Source organism: Campylobacter rectus (assembly GCF_004803795.1).
Taxonomy (GTDB): domain Bacteria; phylum Campylobacterota; class Campylobacteria; order Campylobacterales; family Campylobacteraceae; genus Campylobacter_A; species Campylobacter_A rectus.
Genome location: NZ_CP012543.1, coordinates 1,299,180 through 1,317,753 on the forward strand (window position 1 = coordinate 1,299,180; position 18,574 = coordinate 1,317,753).

21 protein-coding genes are annotated in these 18,574 nt (G+C 45.4%); 14 read left to right on the forward strand and 7 right to left on the reverse strand.

Going from position 1 to position 18,574, the window contains the following annotated elements; genetic code table 11:
• Nucleotides 1-16: 16 nt before the first annotated feature.
• The 9 genes from CRECT_RS06085 to CRECT_RS06125 all read left to right on the forward strand — a co-directional run bounded on the left by CRECT_RS06085 (nt 17) and on the right by CRECT_RS06125 (nt 6,984).
• Nucleotides 17-1,090: a quinone-dependent dihydroorotate dehydrogenase gene (locus CRECT_RS06085; protein ID WP_004319972.1), complete on the forward strand. Its 1,074-nt coding sequence runs from the start codon at nt 17-19 to the stop codon at nt 1,088-1,090.
• A gap of 8 nt (nt 1,091-1,098) precedes the next feature.
• On the forward strand, nt 1,099-2,352 hold the full coding sequence (locus CRECT_RS06090; protein ID WP_004319999.1) for a M16 family metallopeptidase: 1,254 nt from the start codon (nt 1,099-1,101) through the stop codon (nt 2,350-2,352).
• Nucleotides 2,345-3,241, forward strand: a complete 897-nt coding sequence (dapA, locus tag CRECT_RS06095; RefSeq protein WP_004320025.1) for a 4-hydroxy-tetrahydrodipicolinate synthase — start codon at nt 2,345-2,347, stop codon at nt 3,239-3,241. The genes CRECT_RS06090 and dapA overlap by 8 nt, the downstream gene beginning before the upstream one ends.
• Nucleotides 3,241-4,026 (forward strand): enoyl-ACP reductase, encoded by a 786-nt coding sequence (locus CRECT_RS06100; protein ID WP_004320005.1) that lies wholly within the window; start codon nt 3,241-3,243, stop codon nt 4,024-4,026. The genes dapA and CRECT_RS06100 overlap by 1 nt, the downstream gene beginning before the upstream one ends.
• Entirely contained in the window at nt 4,023-4,898 is an 876-nt protein-coding gene (locus tag CRECT_RS06105; protein ID WP_004319967.1) for a hypothetical protein, read from the forward strand. Before CRECT_RS06100 ends, CRECT_RS06105 begins: the two co-directional genes overlap by 4 nt.
• Complete coding sequence (pgsA, locus tag CRECT_RS06110; protein WP_004319974.1) at nt 4,895-5,437, forward strand: CDP-diacylglycerol--glycerol-3-phosphate 3-phosphatidyltransferase; 543 nt, start codon at nt 4,895-4,897, stop codon at nt 5,435-5,437. Before CRECT_RS06105 ends, pgsA begins: the two co-directional genes overlap by 4 nt.
• 14 nt (nt 5,438-5,451) lie before the next feature.
• A complete protein-coding gene (locus CRECT_RS06115) occupies nt 5,452-5,631 on the forward strand; it encodes a hypothetical protein (protein ID WP_004319935.1) in 180 nt (59 codons plus the stop codon).
• A gap of 237 nt (nt 5,632-5,868) precedes the next feature.
• Entirely contained in the window at nt 5,869-6,360 is a 492-nt protein-coding gene (locus CRECT_RS06120; RefSeq protein WP_004320009.1) for a hypothetical protein, read from the forward strand.
• Nucleotides 6,361-6,651: 291 nt separating this feature from the next.
• Nucleotides 6,652-6,984 carry a hypothetical protein gene (locus tag CRECT_RS06125; RefSeq protein WP_004320019.1) on the forward strand — a complete coding sequence of 111 codons (333 nt, stop codon included), beginning with the start codon at nt 6,652-6,654 and terminating at the stop codon, nt 6,982-6,984.
• Nucleotides 6,985-7,044: 60 nt separating this feature from the next.
• On the opposite strand, the gene CRECT_RS06130 is transcribed toward CRECT_RS06125, so the two are convergent.
• On the reverse strand, nt 7,045-7,182 hold the full coding sequence (locus CRECT_RS06130) for a hypothetical protein (protein ID WP_171992692.1): 138 nt from the start codon (nt 7,180-7,182) through the stop codon (nt 7,045-7,047).
• A gap of 107 nt (nt 7,183-7,289) precedes the next feature.
• Entirely contained in the window at nt 7,290-7,499 is a 210-nt protein-coding gene (locus CRECT_RS06135; protein ID WP_039888280.1) for a hypothetical protein, read from the reverse strand.
• Nucleotides 7,500-7,759: 260 nt separating this feature from the next.
• Between CRECT_RS06135 and rseP the strand changes: the two genes are divergently transcribed.
• The 5 genes from rseP (at nt 7,760) to CRECT_RS06160 (ending at nt 14,331) form a co-directional block, all read left to right on the forward strand.
• Nucleotides 7,760-8,872, forward strand: coding sequence for an RIP metalloprotease RseP (gene rseP, locus CRECT_RS06140; RefSeq protein WP_004319961.1), 1,113 nt, complete (start codon nt 7,760-7,762; stop codon nt 8,870-8,872).
• Complete coding sequence (locus CRECT_RS06145) at nt 8,869-9,504, forward strand: YggS family pyridoxal phosphate-dependent enzyme (protein WP_004319992.1); 636 nt, start codon at nt 8,869-8,871, stop codon at nt 9,502-9,504. The genes rseP and CRECT_RS06145 overlap by 4 nt, the downstream gene beginning before the upstream one ends.
• A gap of 11 nt (nt 9,505-9,515) precedes the next feature.
• Nucleotides 9,516-10,034 (forward strand): hypothetical protein, encoded by a 519-nt coding sequence (locus CRECT_RS06150; RefSeq protein WP_004319946.1) that lies wholly within the window; start codon nt 9,516-9,518, stop codon nt 10,032-10,034.
• Nucleotides 10,035-10,805, forward strand: coding sequence for a hypothetical protein (locus tag CRECT_RS06155; RefSeq protein ID WP_004319937.1), 771 nt, complete (start codon nt 10,035-10,037; stop codon nt 10,803-10,805). It abuts the gene before it with no gap.
• 253 nt (nt 10,806-11,058) lie between these two features.
• A complete protein-coding gene (locus CRECT_RS06160) occupies nt 11,059-14,331 on the forward strand; it encodes a DUF4214 domain-containing protein (RefSeq protein WP_171992693.1) in 3,273 nt (1,090 codons plus the stop codon).
• Nucleotides 14,332-14,611: 280 nt separating this feature from the next.
• Here CRECT_RS06160 and CRECT_RS06165 read toward each other — a convergent pair whose 3' ends face one another.
• The 5 genes from CRECT_RS06165 to CRECT_RS06185 form a co-directional block, all read right to left on the reverse strand.
• Nucleotides 14,612-15,100 carry a flavodoxin domain-containing protein gene (locus CRECT_RS06165; RefSeq protein WP_002944737.1) on the reverse strand — a complete coding sequence of 163 codons (489 nt, stop codon included), beginning with the start codon at nt 15,098-15,100 and terminating at the stop codon, nt 14,612-14,614.
• A 95-nt stretch (nt 15,101-15,195) separates the two neighbouring features.
• Nucleotides 15,196-15,741 carry a 2-oxoglutarate:acceptor oxidoreductase subunit OorC gene (locus tag CRECT_RS06170; protein WP_002944758.1) on the reverse strand — a complete coding sequence of 182 codons (546 nt, stop codon included), beginning with the start codon at nt 15,739-15,741 and terminating at the stop codon, nt 15,196-15,198.
• On the reverse strand, nt 15,738-16,583 hold the full coding sequence (locus CRECT_RS06175; protein ID WP_002944743.1) for a 2-oxoglutarate ferredoxin oxidoreductase subunit beta: 846 nt from the start codon (nt 16,581-16,583) through the stop codon (nt 15,738-15,740). The genes CRECT_RS06170 and CRECT_RS06175 overlap by 4 nt, the downstream gene beginning before the upstream one ends.
• Entirely contained in the window at nt 16,573-17,733 is a 1,161-nt protein-coding gene (locus CRECT_RS06180; protein ID WP_002944754.1) for a 2-oxoglutarate synthase subunit alpha, read from the reverse strand. Before CRECT_RS06180 ends, CRECT_RS06175 begins: the two co-directional genes overlap by 11 nt.
• Entirely contained in the window at nt 17,730-18,041 is a 312-nt protein-coding gene (locus tag CRECT_RS06185; RefSeq protein WP_002944842.1) for a 4Fe-4S dicluster domain-containing protein, read from the reverse strand. The genes CRECT_RS06180 and CRECT_RS06185 overlap by 4 nt, the downstream gene beginning before the upstream one ends.
• Between the last annotated feature and the right edge of the window lie 533 nt (nt 18,042-18,574).

Here is an 18,574-nt window from a genome sequence, read left to right on the forward strand (position 1 = left end):
ATTTTAAGGATAAAATTTGAATTACGATACGTTAAAATCCATATTTTTTAAGCTTGAGCCCGAGACCGCTCACAAAGTCGCGGAAAAAACGCTAAGCATTTCAGACTGCGTATTTCCGGGGCTTTACAGCGCGGTTGCCAAAAACTGTATCGTCACGGACACCGCTCTTTCGCAAAATTTGCTAGGAGCTAGCTTTTTAAATCCCGTGGGAATCGCCGGCGGCTTTGATAAAAACGCCACGATGCTACGGCCATTGGCCGCACTCGGGTTTGGGCACGTGGAGTTTGGTACCGTGACGCCAAAAGCGCAAGAGGGCAACGCAAAACCGCGTCTTTTTCGCCTCATAGAAGAGGAAAGCATACAAAACGCGATGGGTTTTAACAACGAAGGCGCCGACGCCGTGAGCGCGCGCGTCGGTAGGCTTTATCCGTTTGCGATACCGCTTTTTGCCAACATCGGCAAAAACAAAATCACTCCTAATGAAGAAGCAATCAAAGACTATGAAAATTTAGTCGTTAAATTTAACGAAATTTGCGACTGCTTCGTCATCAACGTCTCGTCGCCAAACACTCCCAATCTGCGCGAACTGCAAGAAGAAAACTTTATAAAAGAGCTTTTTGCGTGCCTTTTGCCGATAGCAAAAAAGCCGATAATCTTTAAAATCGCGCCCGATATGGCTGAGAGTAAAGCCGTGCAAATCTGCAAAACGGCCGTAGAAAGCGGCGCAAAAGGCGTCATCGTAAATAATACGAGCATCGATTATTCGCTCTCAAAATCGGCGAATTTACAAAATTTCGGCGGGTTAAGCGGCAAGGTCATCGCCAAGCGTTCGCGCGAGCTTTTTAAAGCCGTTGCAAGCGAGCTTTACGGCAAGACGGTTTTGATCGCAAGCGGAGGCATAGACAGCGCCGAGGAGGCATACTCGCGCATAAAATCGGGCGCGAATTTGGTGCAAATTTATACCTCTTTTATCTTTAAAGGGCCAAGTATCGCAAAGCGGATAAACGAGGGAATTTTAAAACTTTTAAAAGAAGATAATTTCGCTTCTATCGGCGAAGCCGTCGGCTGCGAAATAAAAAATAAAATTTAAGGAAAAATATGTTTATAAAATACTCAAAAACAAAGCTCAAAAACGGCTTTGAAATTTACCATATCCCCGTCAGTAAGGGTTCCGGCGTCATCAGCGTAGACGTGTTTTATCGTGTGGGTTCGCGTAACGAAACGATGGGCAAAAGCGGTATCGCGCACATGCTGGAGCATTTAAATTTTAAATCTACCAAAAATATGAAAGCCGGAGAATTCGACCGGATCGTGAAGAGTTTCGGCGGCAAAAATAACGCCAGCACGGGCTTTGATTATACGCATTATTTCGTCAAATGCTCAAAAGGCAACCTAAACGAGGCGCTCAGACTCTACGCTGATATAATGGAAAATTTAAGCCTAAAAGATAAAGAATTTCAGCCCGAGCGCGACGTCGTGACGGAGGAGCGCAGGTGGCGCACAGACAACTCTCCGATCGGCTTTTTATATTTCACGCTTTTTAACGTCGCTTTTAGTTACCACCCGTATCACTGGACTCCGATCGGCTTTATCGGCGACATCAGGAGCTGGAGCATCGAGGATATAAAAGAATTTCACGAGACGTATTACCAACCGCAAAACGCGCTCTTGCTAATCACCGGCGACATCGACAAAAAAAGCGCGTTTGGGCTGGGTAAAAAGCATTTTGAGCGCATAAAAAACAAAAAGCCGATTCCGAAACCACACTGCGTAGAACCCGTGCAAAACGGTGCGAAAAGGGCTGAAATTTACAAAGATAGCGAGGTGGAAATGCTGGCGCTCGCCTTTAAAATTCCGCCGTTTAATCACGAGGATCAGCCTGCGTTAGGCGCGCTTGCGGAGTATTTAGGCAGCGGACAAAGCTCGGTTTTGCAGCGTGTTTTGATAGATGAAAAATGCCTCGTAAATAGCGTGTATGTTTATAATATGGACAATATCGACGAGAGTCTATTTATCGTGCTAGCCGTTTGCAACCCCGGTATCAAGGCCGAGGCGGTCGAGGAAGAGATCTGGCGAGTAATCGAAGAGACAAAAACGCAAAAAATAGACGAGGACGAGATAACTAAAACAAAAAATAACTTAAAAAGCCATCTGATTTACTCGCTGGATAACACGACGAGGATGGCGAATTTATACGGCAGTTATCTTGTCAAAGGCGACATAAAGCCGCTTTTTGAGCTACCGGAAAAAACCGCCGCGCTAAAACCTGCGGACATAAGCGAAATCTGCAAAAAATACATAAGAAAAGAAAAATCCACGACTATCATCTTAAGAAAGGAAAAAAGTGAATAAAACAGCCATAATAGGCGCTATGACGGCGCTTATCACGCCTTTTAAAGACGGTAAATTAGACGAAATCGGCTACGAAAAACTGATAAAAAGACAGATCGCAAACGGTATCGACGCGGTCATCCCCGTAGGCACCACGGGCGAGAGCGCGACGCTGACGCACGACGAGCATAGAATTTGCATCGAGATCGCCGTACAAACGTGTAAAAACACGAGCGTCAAGGTGCTCGCGGGCGCCGGCAGTAACGCCACGCACGAAGCCGTAGGGCTGGCAAAATTCGCGGAGACAAACGGTGCGGACGGCATCCTCTCGGTCGCGCCTTACTACAACAAACCGACCCAAGAAGGGCTTTATCGTCACTATAAAGCGATCGCCTCAAGCGTCGATATACCGGTGCTGCTCTACAACGTCCCCGGACGCGTGGGCGTGGATATCCAACCATGCACGGTCTTTAGGCTGTTTCAGGATTGCACCAACATCTACGGTATCAAAGAAGCCACGGGCAGCATAGACCGCTGCGTCGACCTGCTCGCGCATGAGCCCGATTTAGTCGTTATTAGCGGCGAGGACGCGATAAACTACCCGATCCTCTCAAACGGCGGCAAAGGCGTGATCTCGGTCACGGCAAATCTGCTCCCGGACGAGATCTCAAATTTAACCCACTTGGCGCTAAAGGGCGAATTTGCACGAGCAAAAGCCATAAACGACAAACTTTATGCGATAAATAAAATAATGTTTTGCGAGAGCAATCCGATCCCCGTCAAAGCGGCGATGTATATCGCCGGGCTGATATCAAGCCTAGAGTATCGCTTGCCGCTTTGCGAACCGAGCAAAGAAAATCTGGCAAAAATCGAAGAAATAATGAAACAATACGACATAAAAGGATTTTGATGAGCCGTGAAAACGAATTTAAAGGCAAAACTTTAGTCATCAGCGGCGGCACTCGCGGCATCGGACGAGCTATCGTAGAGGAATTCGCCGCAAATGGCGTAAATATCGCTTTCACCTACAACTCAAACGAAGAGCTCGCCAAAACCCAGGCCGCCCAGCTTGAGGCAAACTACAGCATCAAAGCTAGGACCTACGCGCTAAATATACTTGAGCCGGAGACCTACAAAGACCTATTTTTAGAGATCGACGCGGACTTCGATAGGATCGATTTTTTCGTCTCAAACGCCATCATCTCGGGTCGCCCAGTAGCAGGCGGATATACGAAATTTATGAAACTCCGCCCTCGCGGTATCAATAACATCTTCACCGCGACCGTAAATGCCTTTGTCGTGGGCGCGCAAGAGGCCGCAAAACGTATGGAAAAAACGGGCGGCGGCAGCATTATCTCGCTCTCATCGACCGGCAATCTCGTCTATATCGAAAACTACGCAGGCCACGGCACCGCAAAAGCCGCGGTCGAGGCGATGGCGCGATATGCCGCAACCGAACTAGGCGAAAAAAATATCCGCGTAAACGTCGTTAGCGGCGGCCCGATCGAGACGGACGCGCTGCGAGCCTTTACCAACTACGAAGAGGTGCGCGATAAAACCGCCGAGCTAAGCCCGCTAAATCGCATGGGTCAGCCTACCGATATCGCCGGAGCGTGCTTGTTTCTGTGCAGCTCAAAAGCCGGCTGGGTCACGGGCCACACCTTCATCATCGACGGTGGCACGACTTTTAAATGAAAAAAGCAAATTTGGCCGGTGCCGTTTGGCTTCGTCCTACCGGTATTTTCGGCGAATTTGACGTTAAATTTACGCCGAATTTTCGTAGCGTAAATTTAACGAACTCTTGGGCTAAATTTGATGAAAAAATCAAAATATTTTTTACAAAAGTCGTAAAATTCGCCAGGCTAAATTTAACAAACGATTTCGTAAAATTTGGCTCAAATTTGACGGATAGGCAAACGGCGGGACGAATTTTAGCGAAATTTATAAATCCCAAAAACAAGCCGCAAGCCGGTTTAAATGCGCATATTTCGGATAAAATTTACGCCTCTTTTTTTATCAATCCGCCAAGAGATTTGACTAAATTTGACCCGAATTTGACGAATACGCAAGCTTGCGCGCATATATCGCCGCGCTTTGATACGCCGAATTTTAAATCAAATTTGCAAATAAAAAAGCGTTTCGCGTCGTTAAATTTTAGCTCAAATTTAACAAACTCCGCGCTTTATAGATTTAACGAAACGCTCGCCGAATTTAACCAAATGCCGAAATATCAAGAGCCTCGTGCGCAAGCGATAACCGAAAAAACGACGACAAACGCAAACAAAAGCCTAGGCAAAAAAGCGATACGGACGCCTCAAATGAGTAAAATTTTAGACGACGAAATTTTTTTAACCATACGTTTTTTGGCGGCTAAATTTCCGGTCGGCCGCAATTTTACCGCTAAAATTTCAGCTGAAAGATTTTTAACAAACGAGGTTTTGACCGTCAAATTTTTATCAAGCGAATTTTTAGCCGTTGCGATTTCGGCGGCTAAATTTTTTGCTCAAACCCGATCTGCATCGTTGCGAAATCAATCCGAAATCCAAAAAGAAAGAACAAATAAATGAGTCTAAATTTACCAAACGCCCTAGCCTTCCTGCGCGTATTTCTCGCACCCCTGATGTTTTGGCTGCTACTTAGCGTAAATTCCTTCTCAGGCGTGCACGTTAGCTGGATGAACTACTTTGCCGCGCTCGTCTTCGTGATCGCTAGTGTCACGGACTTTTTCGACGGATTTATCGCGCGCGCGTGGGATCAAAAGACCAAGCTCGGAGCCGTGATCGACCCGCTCGCGGATAAGATGCTGACTCTTGGCGCATTTTTAGGGCTTATGATGATAGACCGCGCGAGCCCGTGGGCGGTGTATCTCATCCTCGTTCGCGAGTTTTTTATCACGGGATTTCGCGTCGTGATGGCGGGCGAAGGCGTAGAAGTCGCCGCATCTATGGCGGGCAAGGTCAAAACGGTCTTTCAGATGATCGCGATCGGTTTTTTAACTATGCAGTGGCCTCTTGGCGAGTTTTTACTATGGCTTAGCGTCGCACTGACGCTATATTCGGGCTTTGAGTACGTCGCGGCATATATAAAGGCGACGAAAAAGAGTTAAATTTTAGGCTAGATATGGCTTTCGTATTTGAAGAGAAAATCGGCGAAGAAAATATTTTCGACAAAGTTAAAGCCGATGCTAGAGATAAAATCGACAAAGGATTGCTCCCGTTTCGCTGTAGTCTATTATATTTTGCACCCGGTTGGCGAATAAACGGAGGGCTTGACGCTTGGCTGATGCGCTACGGTACATAGCTGCTTTTGGGATCATTGCGATTTAGATTTTGACGTATATAGATTGTATTATCAAGGCAAAATGTTTGATGCAGTCATTACTTACGGCGCTTACTTCGGCGATTTTAGGATGATAAACAGGCAGAAGCGACGTATCCATAAGCTCTATGCACTGAACCGAGAAGCAGCGGCAAGCTCAGTCAAAGCGATATTTTTAAAATTTTACAAGACGCCCTTAACGCCGAAAATGAAAATGTTTTGCTAATAGACGCCCTGGATTACAACATTGATTACGTAGGTAGGTTTTTGATTGACGGATACCGCTTTGAGGATAACCTGGAGCAAATCATAAATCCATTTAGAAATCGATACGCTTTAGCTAGCTTAAGCCGAGACGAGATAGATCATCTGTGGTGTATCTCAAAGGAGCTGAACGAGATTTTTCTTATAAAAGTGGGTTCGGACAGTAGCAATGATCTTTTTACGCTTACCCGTTACAATCACGGTTATTACAAATACCACGCAAATATAGTACTAGAGCAGATTTCAAATAAAGCCATAGATGGAGTAAGTGAAATCAGCTACAAAACAAAAGAGATAGAAATTTTAGGAGATTGCAGCGCGACTCCGACGCAAGGCGAAATAAAACGACTAATACGCAAAATGTTTAGATCCGCTCGCGAAAGCGGCCTGGAAGGCTTTAGTCCAAATTTAATAGATGAAAAATTTAGACTAAGCTTGGTCAAATAACCGACCGAAACTAAAAATAAATTTAAACAAGAAAACGATAATAAGCTACAAACTACAAAGCATCATCGTAGAACGCACAAAAGGCCCCAGAACCGGCGCTTAGAAACTAAGCCGCCAAGCTAAATCAAAAGATTATCAACGCATCCTTTTGCCGCAACGTTAAAATTTTACCGAAGATCGCCGGCGTCGCAGCTCGTGAGTTAAATGATTTTTTACCAAGCCGCGCCTTAAACTACGACAAGATGCACGCAGACGAATTAAAACCGCAGACAACGATATCGAAACGCTGCGATGAGCGTGGAGCGCGATCGGTTTTTTCCGATGGGCCTGAAATTTAGAATATCGTCCGTGCAAAACTCGCCGCTTTATAGCGCATCGCTCGTTTGCGCACAGGTATATTTTGAGATTTTGCGCTTGCAAGAAAGGCCGGCCGCACGCATCCGCTACCTACCGAGCTTTACGGGTATTACGCGCGAAAAGCTGCCGATATACGAGCTTTTACACCGCATCGGCGTGACGCCTGCGGATCCTTACGACTTCGATATTACGTTAAACGCCGTAAAATTTGGCTACCTGTTTAGCAATGCGGACTTAAGCAACGAAAAAAGCGCAAATTTCACTTAGAAATTCGCCTTTTTGCACCCTTTATAAGTGACCGCGCATTTGAAAAGAAATTCGCAACGACTACGTCCCGCGTGCGCGCATAGACTTTAACGATGACGGCGTGAGCTTTTTGTAGCAAGCGCCAAAAGACGCCTTGCCTTGCCCGGATATTTTAAATTTAAAGCCGTTTATCGCGAGCACGAAGTTGCATTTTGACATAGATTTTGGCCTCGCCGACTGGCCTAACCGCCGACAAAGGGCTAAGCAGAGCCAAAATCCTCGCTTAGCTAAATGAAATTTTTAACTAAATTTTGCTTATGTTTTAGCTAAAATTTGTCCGAATTTAGACCCGAACGCAGCGAGATTGCGCTAAATTTAAATATATTTAGTATGGCTTTTTTTGCGATTTTTAGCATCGCAGCTTTAAAAAGCGGCTCGGTTTTATTTGCGTCTTGCGGCTTTAAAGCCGAGCTATTTCCGCGCGGATTTGCTCGTCTTGCCCCATTTATCCGTGCCAAATTTACGCCGAATTCCACCGCTTCGCTCTTATCGCTTTTGCCTTACTCGACTCGGTCCGCCCGCTCTTGCTACGCTTTATCCCGCCTTTTTCTTGCGTCTTGTTTTGCTTCCCGCTCGGCCGGCTCCTACCGTCGCCGCGCTTAATTCTTTTTTCAAGCCCCATACGACTCGCCGCGCTTTCGCTCTACCACGCATAGTCAGCTTCCGCCCGCGATTTGAGTCTAAATTTATAAAATTTCGCTAAAATCGCATTTAAAATCTACTTAAAAGGCAATTTTTGAAAGGCATTATATTTACCGCCGCTATCCTTGTGATCGGCATTTATGCGTATTCGTGGCACTTTTTGATCACGGTTTTGGTGATTAGCTTCCTTATATTTTTCCACGAGCTGGGCCACTTTCTCGCCGCTCGTATGTTAAAAGTCGGCGTACTAAAATTTAGCGTGGGTTATGGGCAAAGCATCTATTCAAAAACCATCGGCGGCACCGAGTACGCAATCGGCGCGATACCGCTTGGCGGCTACGTGAGCCTAAAAGGGCAAGAGGACGACAAGCCGGGGCTAAAAAACGAGGATGCCGACAGCTACACGAGGCTTAGCCCGCTAGGACGCATTTTCATTCTTTTTGCCGGACCGTTTTTTAACTTCGCTTTGGCATTTTTTATCTTTATCGCGCTCGGACACATCGGGGTCGAGAGGCTAGCACCGACTGTCGGCAAAGTACTGGAAAACTCCGCCGCAGCAAGCGCCGGACTGCAAAAAGGCGATAAAATTTTAAACATAAACGGCATCAAAATCAGCGAATGGGACGAGATAAGCAAAAACGTAAATTTAACCTCCACAGCGATCACGCTCGAGCGTGCGGGTGAAATAAAAACGATAAATTTGACGCCTAAAATCGGGCAGAGCGTGACGATATTTGGCGAAAAGATAGAAAAACCGCTCATCGGCATTTCCCCATCAGGCGAGGCCGTCACGATACGAAATACCGGATTTAGCTCGCTCAAATTTGCGCTCGTTGAGACCATAAACGCTTCAAAGCTCATATTTACGGGACTTGAAAAGCTCATCGCGGGCGTCGTGCCGCTAAAAGAGATGGGCGGCATCATCCAGATCACCGACATCACCTCAAAGGCCGCAGGTATCGGCGTCTCGACCCTACTCATCATCGCCGCGCTGATCTCCGTAAATTTAGGCGTGCTAAACCTGCTCCCGATCCCCGCGCTTGACGGCGGACATATATTTTTTAACCTTTACGAGATGATTTTCCGCCGCGAGATGAACGAAAAAGTCTATATCGGCCTCACCTACTGCGGCTGGGCGTTTTTGTTCTGCCTGATGGCGTTTGCGACCTTTAACGACGTGATGCGCCTAAGCGGAGCGGGACAATGAAGCTCGCGCAAATTTTAGAACGCATCGAAAATGCGCGCACGGGCGAAGCCGTGAAGCTAATCGCCGTGAGCAAAAACGTAACGACTAAAGAGGTTTTGGAGCTTTTTGAGCAAGGGCAAACGAGCTTTGGCGAAAACCGCGTGCAAGAGCTCAAAAACAAGAGCGAAATTTTATCAAATTTGCCGATCGAGTGGCACTTCATCGGGCGACTTCAAAGCAACAAAATAAACCATCTACTAGCGCTCAAACCCGCTCTTTGGCAAAGCTGCGAGAGCGTAGAGGCCGCGCTTGCGGTGGATAAGAGGCTTATTTGCGAGCTGCCTTGCCTGCTGCAGATAAACTCGGCGCATGAAGACACAAAACAAGGCATCTCGCCCGAGGCCGCGCAGGATGCGTTTTTACAAATCGCGCAGGAGTGTAAATTTCTAAAACCCATCGGCGTGATGAGTATCGGCGCGCACGCCATAGACGAAAGAGTCGTGCAAAAGAGCTTTGAGACTACGCGTAAAATTTACGAAAATCTGCAACCTCGCGGCGCAAAAATTTGCTCGATGGGTATGAGCGGCGACTTTGAACTAGCGATAAAAAGTGGGTCAAATATGATTCGTTTGGGGTCGATTTTATATAGCTGAAAGGCTGAAATATGGAAAAACGAAGAGACGAGCTTGAGCTGCTACTTTTAAAAAATAAGCAGAGTAACGAAAACGCTAAGGCTTTTTTGATAATAGTCGATATGGTCGGGTTTATTGCGGGGCTTTTTACTCTATCTTTTGTCGCCTCAGACGATAGCGCAGAGGCGATGGGATATAAAATTTTAATGCTTACCGACGTCGTCATATGCCTTATTTACGGCCTGACGCCCAAGCTAAGAAATTGTAAGTATTTTATACTTTTTGGTATTTTGATATTTATAAATTTTTTACTTCTATGCAATGTTGAAGGCTGGAATGAGGGAAGCGGGAGCGGAACATACTATTACGTATACTTTTTCAAACCGGCTAGCGATGCGCTGTGTCTTTTGTTGTTGATATCCGCATTTTTATTTTTTATACCGATAGCCTTGTATGTTTCATTTTTACACTTCTTATCTAGGGCGACTTACTATCTATCAAATTACGACAAATTTAAAGCAAAAAACCAAAAAAACACAAAGGAGCGATAAATGGGCTACGACGTGAGTTATCATCCGATCAACGAAAACGAGATCAAGCAGTGGTATTTTGACGCGTTAAAAAGCGCGAGAGAAGGCGACTGGTTGCTCGTAAAAAGGCTTGCAAAAGAGTACGACATAGAGGATTTTTACGCGCAAAAATACATCGATACTCTCAAAATCGCGCTTGAAACCAAGGACGACGAGAGCTTTTCGACGGGTCATGGCTACATACTCGCCGCCGTGCAGGGATTTTTTAGAAAATACTTCTACACGCGCGGCACGGCGTTTGGCTTTTTGGCGGAGGAGTACGGCGAATTTAAGCGGTATCTAAGCGACATAAGCGGTGTTATACCGCCCGAGATAAAAGCTAAATTTACGGGCGAATTTGACGGAAATTACTCATCGGGCGCGTTTATAAGCGCGGCAAATTTGGCTAAATTTTGGCAGGATTACAACGCCGATGAAAATATCAAGCAAAAAACGGATAATTTTTACGCGCAAAATTTGCCTGCGTTTTTGAGCGCGGTTAAATTTAGCGTAGAAAACGGCTACGGGCTGTTTGAAGCAACCGATGTCATTATGCCAAACCCGCTTGATTTAAACAAGTCCGAGTGCTACTCAAACCTTTTTAATTGCGACCCCCAAGGCGCGTTTATCTACGCCGATACGGCGGCGCAGCAGCTAAGCGAAGCGATGAAGCTGGGTAAAAAAAATGAAAGCAATAAAAACGAGAGCTCAGGCGGCTTTTTCGGCGCTATAAAGCGTCTGTTTGGAAAGTAAAGCTACAAACTTTGCTTCCGCGCCCCTTTTTAAAACTCCGCTTTGAGAAAAATTTTATCGATTTGCTTTGCAAGCTAAATATTTTTTAAATAATATAATTTTAATTATCTGTAAAATTTTAACAACCTGACCTTTTCTTTATTTTATATTTGGTTAAAATATAAGTTTTATTTTTATATTTGTAATATATAATAATAAAATTTCAAATACCTAGTGCTCGTATTTGAAAAATTCTAACATTTAAGGATTTTCCATGTCCCTAACCCAGTCCCATATCTCTGCTTTATATATAGCACTGTTTGGTAGAGCCAGTGAAGGCGCCGGAAATAAATTCTGGCTAAATGCCGCAAATACTCAAAACCTAAGTATGGCGGATATCGCAAATGCTATGCTTAATACCGGTGCGGCAAAAGAGTATTTCGGAGGTAATTTAAATACCGACGAAAAGTTTATAAACCATATCTATGAAAACGTACTGGGTAAAGGTGCGGGTATAGATAAAGAGGGTAAAGCCTTTTGGATAAATAAATTAAAAGAAGGAGCTAATAAAGGTTTTATAGCAAGCCAGCTTCTTAAAGAAGCTCTTGATCCTAAATACTCAAACAGTACCGATGAAGCTACTAAAGCGGCTCACAATCTTTTAGTAAATAAAGTACTTGCTTCAAATATGGTAGCAGATAGCATACAAAACGTTCCTAACTCAAGCATACAAAACGCTTTAAAATCTTTTACGGATATTAATAGCAATATATCCTCTACTTTAAAAGCAAATGATATAAAAAAGGTTATACAAGACAATAAAGGAAATTTAACCGTAGACGAATCCAAACTGGATGAATCCGCAAAACAAAACAATAAGGTTAAGATTTTATCTCAAGTAACGGGTAAGAGTGAAGATGAGATAAAACAGATACTGCCTAAAGAAGATAATCCAAGTACTCCGGATACCCCTACTCCACCCGATAACCCTACTCCTCCTACTCCTCCTGCGCCAAATCCGCAGCCTGAACCAAACCCAAATCCTCCTCAACCGCCGGTACCGAATCCTGAACCGAATAAAGAGGTCGATGTAGCTACGTTTTTACAACAAGCCGCAAAACCCGAGAATGCGGATAAGAAATTCGACATAAAGGATACGTCGGAAAATATATCAAAGAACCTTGATAATATACAAAAACATCTATCTAAAATCAAAATTTTAGATAGCTCCGATAATGCAAAAATAAAAATCGAAAAATCAAAATACGAAGCTATAAAAGATATAGTGTCGCAGGATGATAAGGACAATAAAGTTTACGAACAAACCGGCAAGGCAGCTATGAAGCCTATCGACGTAAAAGACGGAAAAGCCCTTACCTGGGAATACACAAACGATACTACGGGTATCACTTATAAGATAGAATTTGGCAAACACCATGCTCAGCCTGAAAATTCCGATATAAAAGTCGATATGCCGGACGGTAAATTTTATAACGGCGAAGATATGATTAAGGACTACAAGATATCAGCTTATAAAATTTACGAAAAAGACGGCTACAAAGTAACCGAAGAATACACTCCCAGCACCTCGAAATCAGGCGATATCACTAGAGATAAATTTGACGTAAACGGCATACTGGAAGAAAAAATCCTAGAAAGATCCGGCGGCGAAAAGCTCACTCTGACCTATGAGGACGGCAAATTAAGCCACGCTAGCAAAACCGATCCCGAATACGCAAATACCGATATAAATTTCAAGGTCAGCAAAGATAGCGAAAATCTGGACTACAAAGGCAAGCTGTATCTAAACGCAGAATCGCCCGAGCGTTTATTCACGCTCAATCCGAATTTCAATTACAAAGGCAAAGTCACGGTAACCGATAGCGCGCTAAATACGAAATGGACCGCCGATATCGGAAAAGACGAAGTGGTATATAGAGCATACGATGGAAAGTCGTCAAATAATGTGACTCTAGTATCAAAGGCCGCATATACCGTCAATGGCTATGGACACGATAACTTCGACATAGCTCAAACGCTACAAGAAAATGCAAATTTGAAAAAGATAAGTATCAATGCCGATGCCGATCACTTAACAAGCGGCTCAAAGATGGCGGTGCTGGATAATACAAAAGATAAAATCACGCTTCCTTCAAATATCACCGAGCTAACAAGAGCACAAGACGGCGTAAATCTAGAAAACATCGAGCAAAAGCTATCTACGCTTGGGGTCGGCAAGGCGCAGTATTTCTTGCAAAACGTCGGAGATAATAAATTTAACGCCTATATGGCGCTAAATACCGACGGCGTAGAGGGGTACCAAAAAGGCAGCGATACTTTAATAGAGATAAAAAACGTCGAATACAGAAGTTATTTTACAAATATAAAAGACGGTGCGACCTCAATCTATATGAAATCAACGCCTGATTTTACCGTTCCTAATCCGTCCAGCTTCGAAAACGCCGTAGCCAAAAACGTAGCAGGCGGTAAAGCCACAATCTGGGAATACGAAGATACGGCGGCTAAAAAAACATATCGAATCGTTTTTGACAAAGAGCAAGACGAAAATAGCGGATTTAAATTCGCCGATGGGGTATTTTTCGATAAAAACGGAAAAGTGCTAAACGTAACAAACTGGCAAACTAGAGCCAAAGTCTACGAGATAGACAAATCCACTCCAAACGTCGAAGTTGAAAAAACATTAGACAATAACGAAGGCGGCAGGGTTATTCAAACCGTAACCAAAACCTACGACGCTACAAACAAGCTAATAAAACAGGTACTGCAAGGCACTAAGTATTGTCAAAACGATAGAACCATAGACGTAACCTACGAAAACGAACAGATAAAATCGGCTACGGCAACGAGCGCGCAATACGCCAATAAAACGGTAAAATTTGACGTTAGCGCCGATAACGACGCTTCGTTGCTAGCTACGAAATCGCCTCTTTTAATGGATTTATCTACACCTTGGAATCTAAATCCGCTAAATGATATAACCAAAAGCTTTAACGGCACCGCAACCGTAACCGACAAAGCTCTAAACTCAAAAATAGTGGCGAACGTGGGAAATACCGAAACGGTCTTTAAATTTTATGAGAATATAAACTCGAATAAAATCAAGCTCATATCAAAAGCGCAGGGTAAAAGCGGATCGTTTTTGAGCAAGGAGGAATTTGATATCAAGGAAACTATCGCTCAAAATCCCGACATCAAAAATATATCGATAGAAGCCGGCAACAAGATAACGCAGATATCAAAAGGCGAGAAGATAAAGCTGCCTGAAAATATCGCTAAAATCTCAAAGGCCGCAGACGGCACCGACTCGTCGAATTTGACGAAAAATCTAGCAAATTTGAAAAACGGCGAGGGCGCTTATTTCCTACAAAATGTAGGCGGAAATAAATTTGACGCGTATCTGGCACTAAACACCGACGGCGTAGAGGGCTATCAAGAAGGTAGCGATACCTTAGTCAAAATCGCAGGCGTAGGCTATGGCACCGGCTTTAGCGACGTAGATAGCGGATATACGACGCTGCTAGGCTAAATTTAGTAAATTTATTGGGGCTAAATTTAGCCCCTTTTCTCTTTTTTAAATTTACAAGCTTCTAAGAACTAAGACTCAAATTTTAAATTAGCCGTTAGAAATACGAAAAATATATTGGTTTGCGTAACTTAAATTTATCCAAATTTTAATCAAACAATAGTGGTAAATTTTAGCAATCGTCGTATTTAAAAAGGTAGCGCGCCAAATTTTGCGCCGTAATGTAGAATAAAAATCGTCCGCCCCGCCCGAATTCAACGAGCGAAGCGGCAAGAAGTAAAATTTAGAATAAAATAGGCTTGTTTTCCTCGACCCACTTGTCGATGCGTTTTGAGTAATTTTCATCGCCTTTAACGTCAAGCGCTAGGCCGATAAATTTGCCGTTAATAAAAAACGCGGAGTGGTTAAATTTATATCCGTCCACGTCGCTAGCGCCGAAAATTTGCGCATCTTTTAGATACGGCAGAAAATCCACCGCACCGCTAAAAAGCGTCTGCGGGTGGTTGGCTTGATTGCCGACGGCTAGGATCGCCGCTTTTTTGCCTTTGCAGCCGGCTTTTAAAAGCGGCAGTTTCTCCACCCAGTCCGCCTGCAGTTCGCCGTCGCCGTAGCTTGGCGCGGCTACTATTATGACGTCAAATTTGGCAAAATCCTCCGCCGCCTTGGCGTCCTTGACGTCGATTAGCTGCGCGCCGCTCACCTTACCGGCTAGATACTCGCACGCAGCCTTGGTGTGGCCTTTCGCACTCGCGTAAAAAATCCCGATACTCATTTTTTCTCCTTAAATTTAAATAAATTAACAGCGCGATTATAACGAAATAATACTTAATCTATCTTATTAAAATCGCACTTTTACGTCATATTTTGTTAGCAAATTTTGGCGTATTTAAGCCCCAGCTCATAGGCTTTTTCATTTTCGCCGTAAACTTTTTTAGGCACTTTTGAGAGCATCACGCGTTTTACGAGCCCGACATCCAGGCAGCCGCTCATCCGCACGGCGACGGCGAGCGCGACGACGCTTTGGGTTATGACGTTGCCCACTTCGTCTTTAGCGATGGAGATGATCGGTATTTCGTAGATTTTCCACCGTTTTTTATCCTCGTCGCTAGCTCGCACCAAATTTGGCTCGACGACGATGATGCCGCCATCTTTTACGCCCTCTTTAAACTGCTCGAAGCTAACCTGTGCGGTAGCAAGCATAAACTCGATCTCGCCCTCGTTTGCATAGGGATAGAAGATCTCGCGCTCATCGAGGATAATATCGACCTTCGTCGGTCCTCCGCGCACCTGCGAGGTATAGGTCGAGGCCTTGATGCCGTATCCGCCCTCCTCGATCTTGGCCGCGGCTAAAATTTCGCCCGCTAATATCACGCCCTGGCCGCCCACTCCGACGAATCTTAACTGCCTTTTCATTTTAGCGCTCCAAAGTCGATTTCCTCGCCGTCTCTGGCGGCTTTTATCACCATGTCGTAAGCCTTGGTGTACTCTATGCGCGACTCGTCTTTGTGCAGCACTCCCAGAGGAAATTTACCCTCTCGCTCCTCCTCGCTCATCGCGTCAAATTTAGCCTTGCTAGTCGTGCGGCCGTCGATCCACTCTAGCATCTGCGTAGCCTGCCCCATCTTGTTTTTGCGGCCCAGATTTATGTGACAGTTTGAAAATACGTCAAAAAAGCTGTATCCGTCATGCTCAAAGCCCTCGGCAAATATCTTTTCCAGCTTTGCGGGCTCTATCACGCTACTGCGCGCTACGAAGGTCGCTCCTGCGGCGGTTGCGAGCTTGCACGCGTCAAAATTCGGATCGATGTTGCCCTGCTGCGCCGTCACCGTCCAAAATCCTATCGGCGTGGTCGGGCTGGTTTGGGAGTTTGTTAGCCCGTAGATGAAGTTATTTATCAAAACGTGGTTTAAATCTATATTTCTACGGCATCCGTGGATCGTGTGATTGCCGCCTATCGCTAGCCCGTCGCCGTCGCCGGTTACTACGATGACGTGTTTATCCGGGTTTGCAAGCTTGATACCCGTAGCATAGGCGATAGCACGCCCGTGCGTCGTGTGGACGGTGTTGCAGTTGATGTAGGAGCTAAAGCGTCCCGAGCAACCGATACCAGAGACCACGCAAACGTCGTTCATATCCCAACCTAGCTTATGGATTGCGCGGATTAGCGCCTTTAGTATCACGCCGTCGCCGCAGCCCCAGCACCACAGAGTCGGCGTTTTGTCCGTGCGTAGATAATCATCGTAGTTAAATGCCATCAAATTCTCCTATTTTTTGCGCTATTTCTTGCGGGCTGATCGGGCGGCCGTTGGCTTTTAGCAGCGTCTTAAAGTCCTCTCTTAGCGTGGCTTTGATTATCTCGCCCGTATACTGGCCTAAATTTAACTCGCAGATTAAGATTTTGCTAAATTTAGCCGATATTTCTCGTAGTTTCGCACTTGGCGTCGGAAATAGCGTGATAGGCTTAAAAAGCCCTACTTTCACGCCTTTTTCGCGTAAATTTAGCACCGCTTCCTTTGCCGCGCGAGCCACGGAGCCAAACGCGATAATGCAAATCTTCGCGTCATCTAGCATAAACTCCTCGTAAAGCTCGATCTCGTGCGCGTGCGCGTTTATTTTGTTAAAAAGGCGCTTGATGTTGTAGTCCACGACCGCGCCGTCCTCGGTCGGAAATCCCGTCTCGCCGTGATGCAGGCCCGTGACGTGATAGCGGTAACCGCCGAAAAATTTATTTAGCACGGCAGGCTCGTCCGCCGCGGCCCTGTACGGGCGGTAGTCCGCCGGATCGCCGCTAAACTGTCTGCGCGAGTAGATCTCTAGCTCGCTAGTCTGTGGCAACACGGCCTTTGCGTGCATGTGCCCGATCGTCTCATCCAGTAGCAAAAACACGGGCGTCATGAACCTCTCGGCGAGATTAAACGCGCGAACGGTCTGCGTATAGCACTCCTCTAGGCTAGATGGCGCGATAACGATGCTGTTTACGTCGCCATGAGTCGGGTTTTTTGCCTGCAGGAGATCACCCTGCGCTACGCGGGTAGGCAGCCCCGTACTAGGCCCGCCGCGCATGACGTTTACGATAACTAGCGGTACCTCCGCGATAAAGCCAAGCCCGATCTGCTCGGCCTTTAGCGAGATGCCTGGGCCCGAGCTTGCGGTCATCGCCTTTGCCCCGCTCATCGAGGCTCCAAGAGCTACCGAGATGCCCGCGATCTCGTCCTCCATCTGGATAAATTTACCGCCGTGCTTTGGCAGCAAGACGCTTAGTTCGTGCGCGATCTCGCTGCTTGGCGTGATCGGATAACCGCCGAAAAAGTTACACCCGCACTCCACCGCCGCAAGCGCGACTAGCTCGTTGCCGCTAGCGATGATTTCTCTTTTATCGCCGTTATTATTTAAAAATTCGCTCATTGCTCCGCCTCTAATTTTTCAAATTTATTCTCTTTTACGGCGGTAGCGCGCTCTTTACTCTCGGCGGTCAGTTTGGCGAATTTAAACCCCTTCTCCGCCACGTAAATAGCAAAATCCGGGCAGTGCAGCTCGCACTCTCTGCACCCGATACAGGCCTCCGGATACACCACTTCGATCGTTTTACCTAGCACCGCGCGCGGCTCTACGGCCATCGCCAGCACGCCCGCAGGACAGCAGCTCACGCAGATATCGCATGCCTTACAGCGCGAGATATCGACCCAAACGGGAACGTCGTTTCGTATCAGCATATTTTTCCTTATCAAATTTAACTCATAACGATAATTTTATAGCAATTTAGTTAAATTTAGCTTTTAAAATACACACTAAAGGAAAATTTTTATTTTTTAAGAGATTTTTGCGAGAAAATTTGACACAGGCTTGCAAATTTGATCTTAGCTTTTTTAAATTTGGCGGCTTTGCGGATAAATTTGAAAATTTTATAAAACCATGAAATTTAGCACTTGTAAAATCAAGCTAATTAGATGGCGACCACGGTAAATTCGGCGTAAAGTGCGGAAAGCAAAGTAAAATTTAGAAAAGATTCATCGGCAAGGCTATAATGCCGTCTAAAATTCGATAGCCGAATTTTCGCCCGCGTATGCATCATAACAAACCGTCAAATTTACGCCGTCGGATTTTAAAATTTGCGCAAAAGCGGCGACGGATCATAGAAACTCGCGTTTTTAAAAATCGTAAGCGAGATATAAAATCAACTACCGTGACGACTAAAATTCGACTTTTTTAAAAATTTTAAAGACGCAGCGACCGGGCGGCAAACCTT

What these genes read in the sequence shown, in the direction of transcription:
- CRECT_RS06105 (WP_004319967.1), top strand. Translation starts at nt 4,023, where the DNA reads ATGAAAAAAGCAAATTTGGCCGGTGCCGTTTGGCTTCGTCCTACCGGT.
- CRECT_RS06180 (WP_002944754.1), bottom strand. Translation starts at nt 17,733, where the DNA reads ATGAGCGAATTTTTAAATAATAACGGCGATAAAAGAGAAATCATCGCT.
- CRECT_RS06130 (WP_171992692.1), bottom strand. Translation starts at nt 7,182, where the DNA reads ATGTCAAAATGCAACTTCGTGCTCGCGATAAACGGCTTTAAATTTAAA.
- pgsA (WP_004319974.1), top strand. Translation starts at nt 4,895, where the DNA reads ATGAGTCTAAATTTACCAAACGCCCTAGCCTTCCTGCGCGTATTTCTC.
- CRECT_RS06185 (WP_002944842.1), bottom strand. Translation starts at nt 18,041, where the DNA reads ATGCTGATACGAAACGACGTTCCCGTTTGGGTCGATATCTCGCGCTGT.
- CRECT_RS06115 (WP_004319935.1), top strand. Translation starts at nt 5,452, where the DNA reads ATGGCTTTCGTATTTGAAGAGAAAATCGGCGAAGAAAATATTTTCGAC.
- CRECT_RS06125 (WP_004320019.1), top strand. Translation starts at nt 6,652, where the DNA reads ATGAGCGTGGAGCGCGATCGGTTTTTTCCGATGGGCCTGAAATTTAGA.
- CRECT_RS06165 (WP_002944737.1), bottom strand. Translation starts at nt 15,100, where the DNA reads ATGAGTATCGGGATTTTTTACGCGAGTGCGAAAGGCCACACCAAGGCT.
- CRECT_RS06100 (WP_004320005.1), top strand. Translation starts at nt 3,241, where the DNA reads ATGAGCCGTGAAAACGAATTTAAAGGCAAAACTTTAGTCATCAGCGGC.
- CRECT_RS06175 (WP_002944743.1), bottom strand. Translation starts at nt 16,583, where the DNA reads ATGGCATTTAACTACGATGATTATCTACGCACGGACAAAACGCCGACT.
- CRECT_RS06090 (WP_004319999.1), top strand. Translation starts at nt 1,099, where the DNA reads ATGTTTATAAAATACTCAAAAACAAAGCTCAAAAACGGCTTTGAAATT.
- CRECT_RS06160 (WP_171992693.1), top strand. Translation starts at nt 11,059, where the DNA reads ATGTCCCTAACCCAGTCCCATATCTCTGCTTTATATATAGCACTGTTT.
- CRECT_RS06170 (WP_002944758.1), bottom strand. Translation starts at nt 15,741, where the DNA reads ATGAAAAGGCAGTTAAGATTCGTCGGAGTGGGCGGCCAGGGCGTGATA.
- CRECT_RS06155 (WP_004319937.1), top strand. Translation starts at nt 10,035, where the DNA reads ATGGGCTACGACGTGAGTTATCATCCGATCAACGAAAACGAGATCAAG.
- CRECT_RS06145 (WP_004319992.1), top strand. Translation starts at nt 8,869, where the DNA reads ATGAAGCTCGCGCAAATTTTAGAACGCATCGAAAATGCGCGCACGGGC.
- CRECT_RS06150 (WP_004319946.1), top strand. Translation starts at nt 9,516, where the DNA reads ATGGAAAAACGAAGAGACGAGCTTGAGCTGCTACTTTTAAAAAATAAG.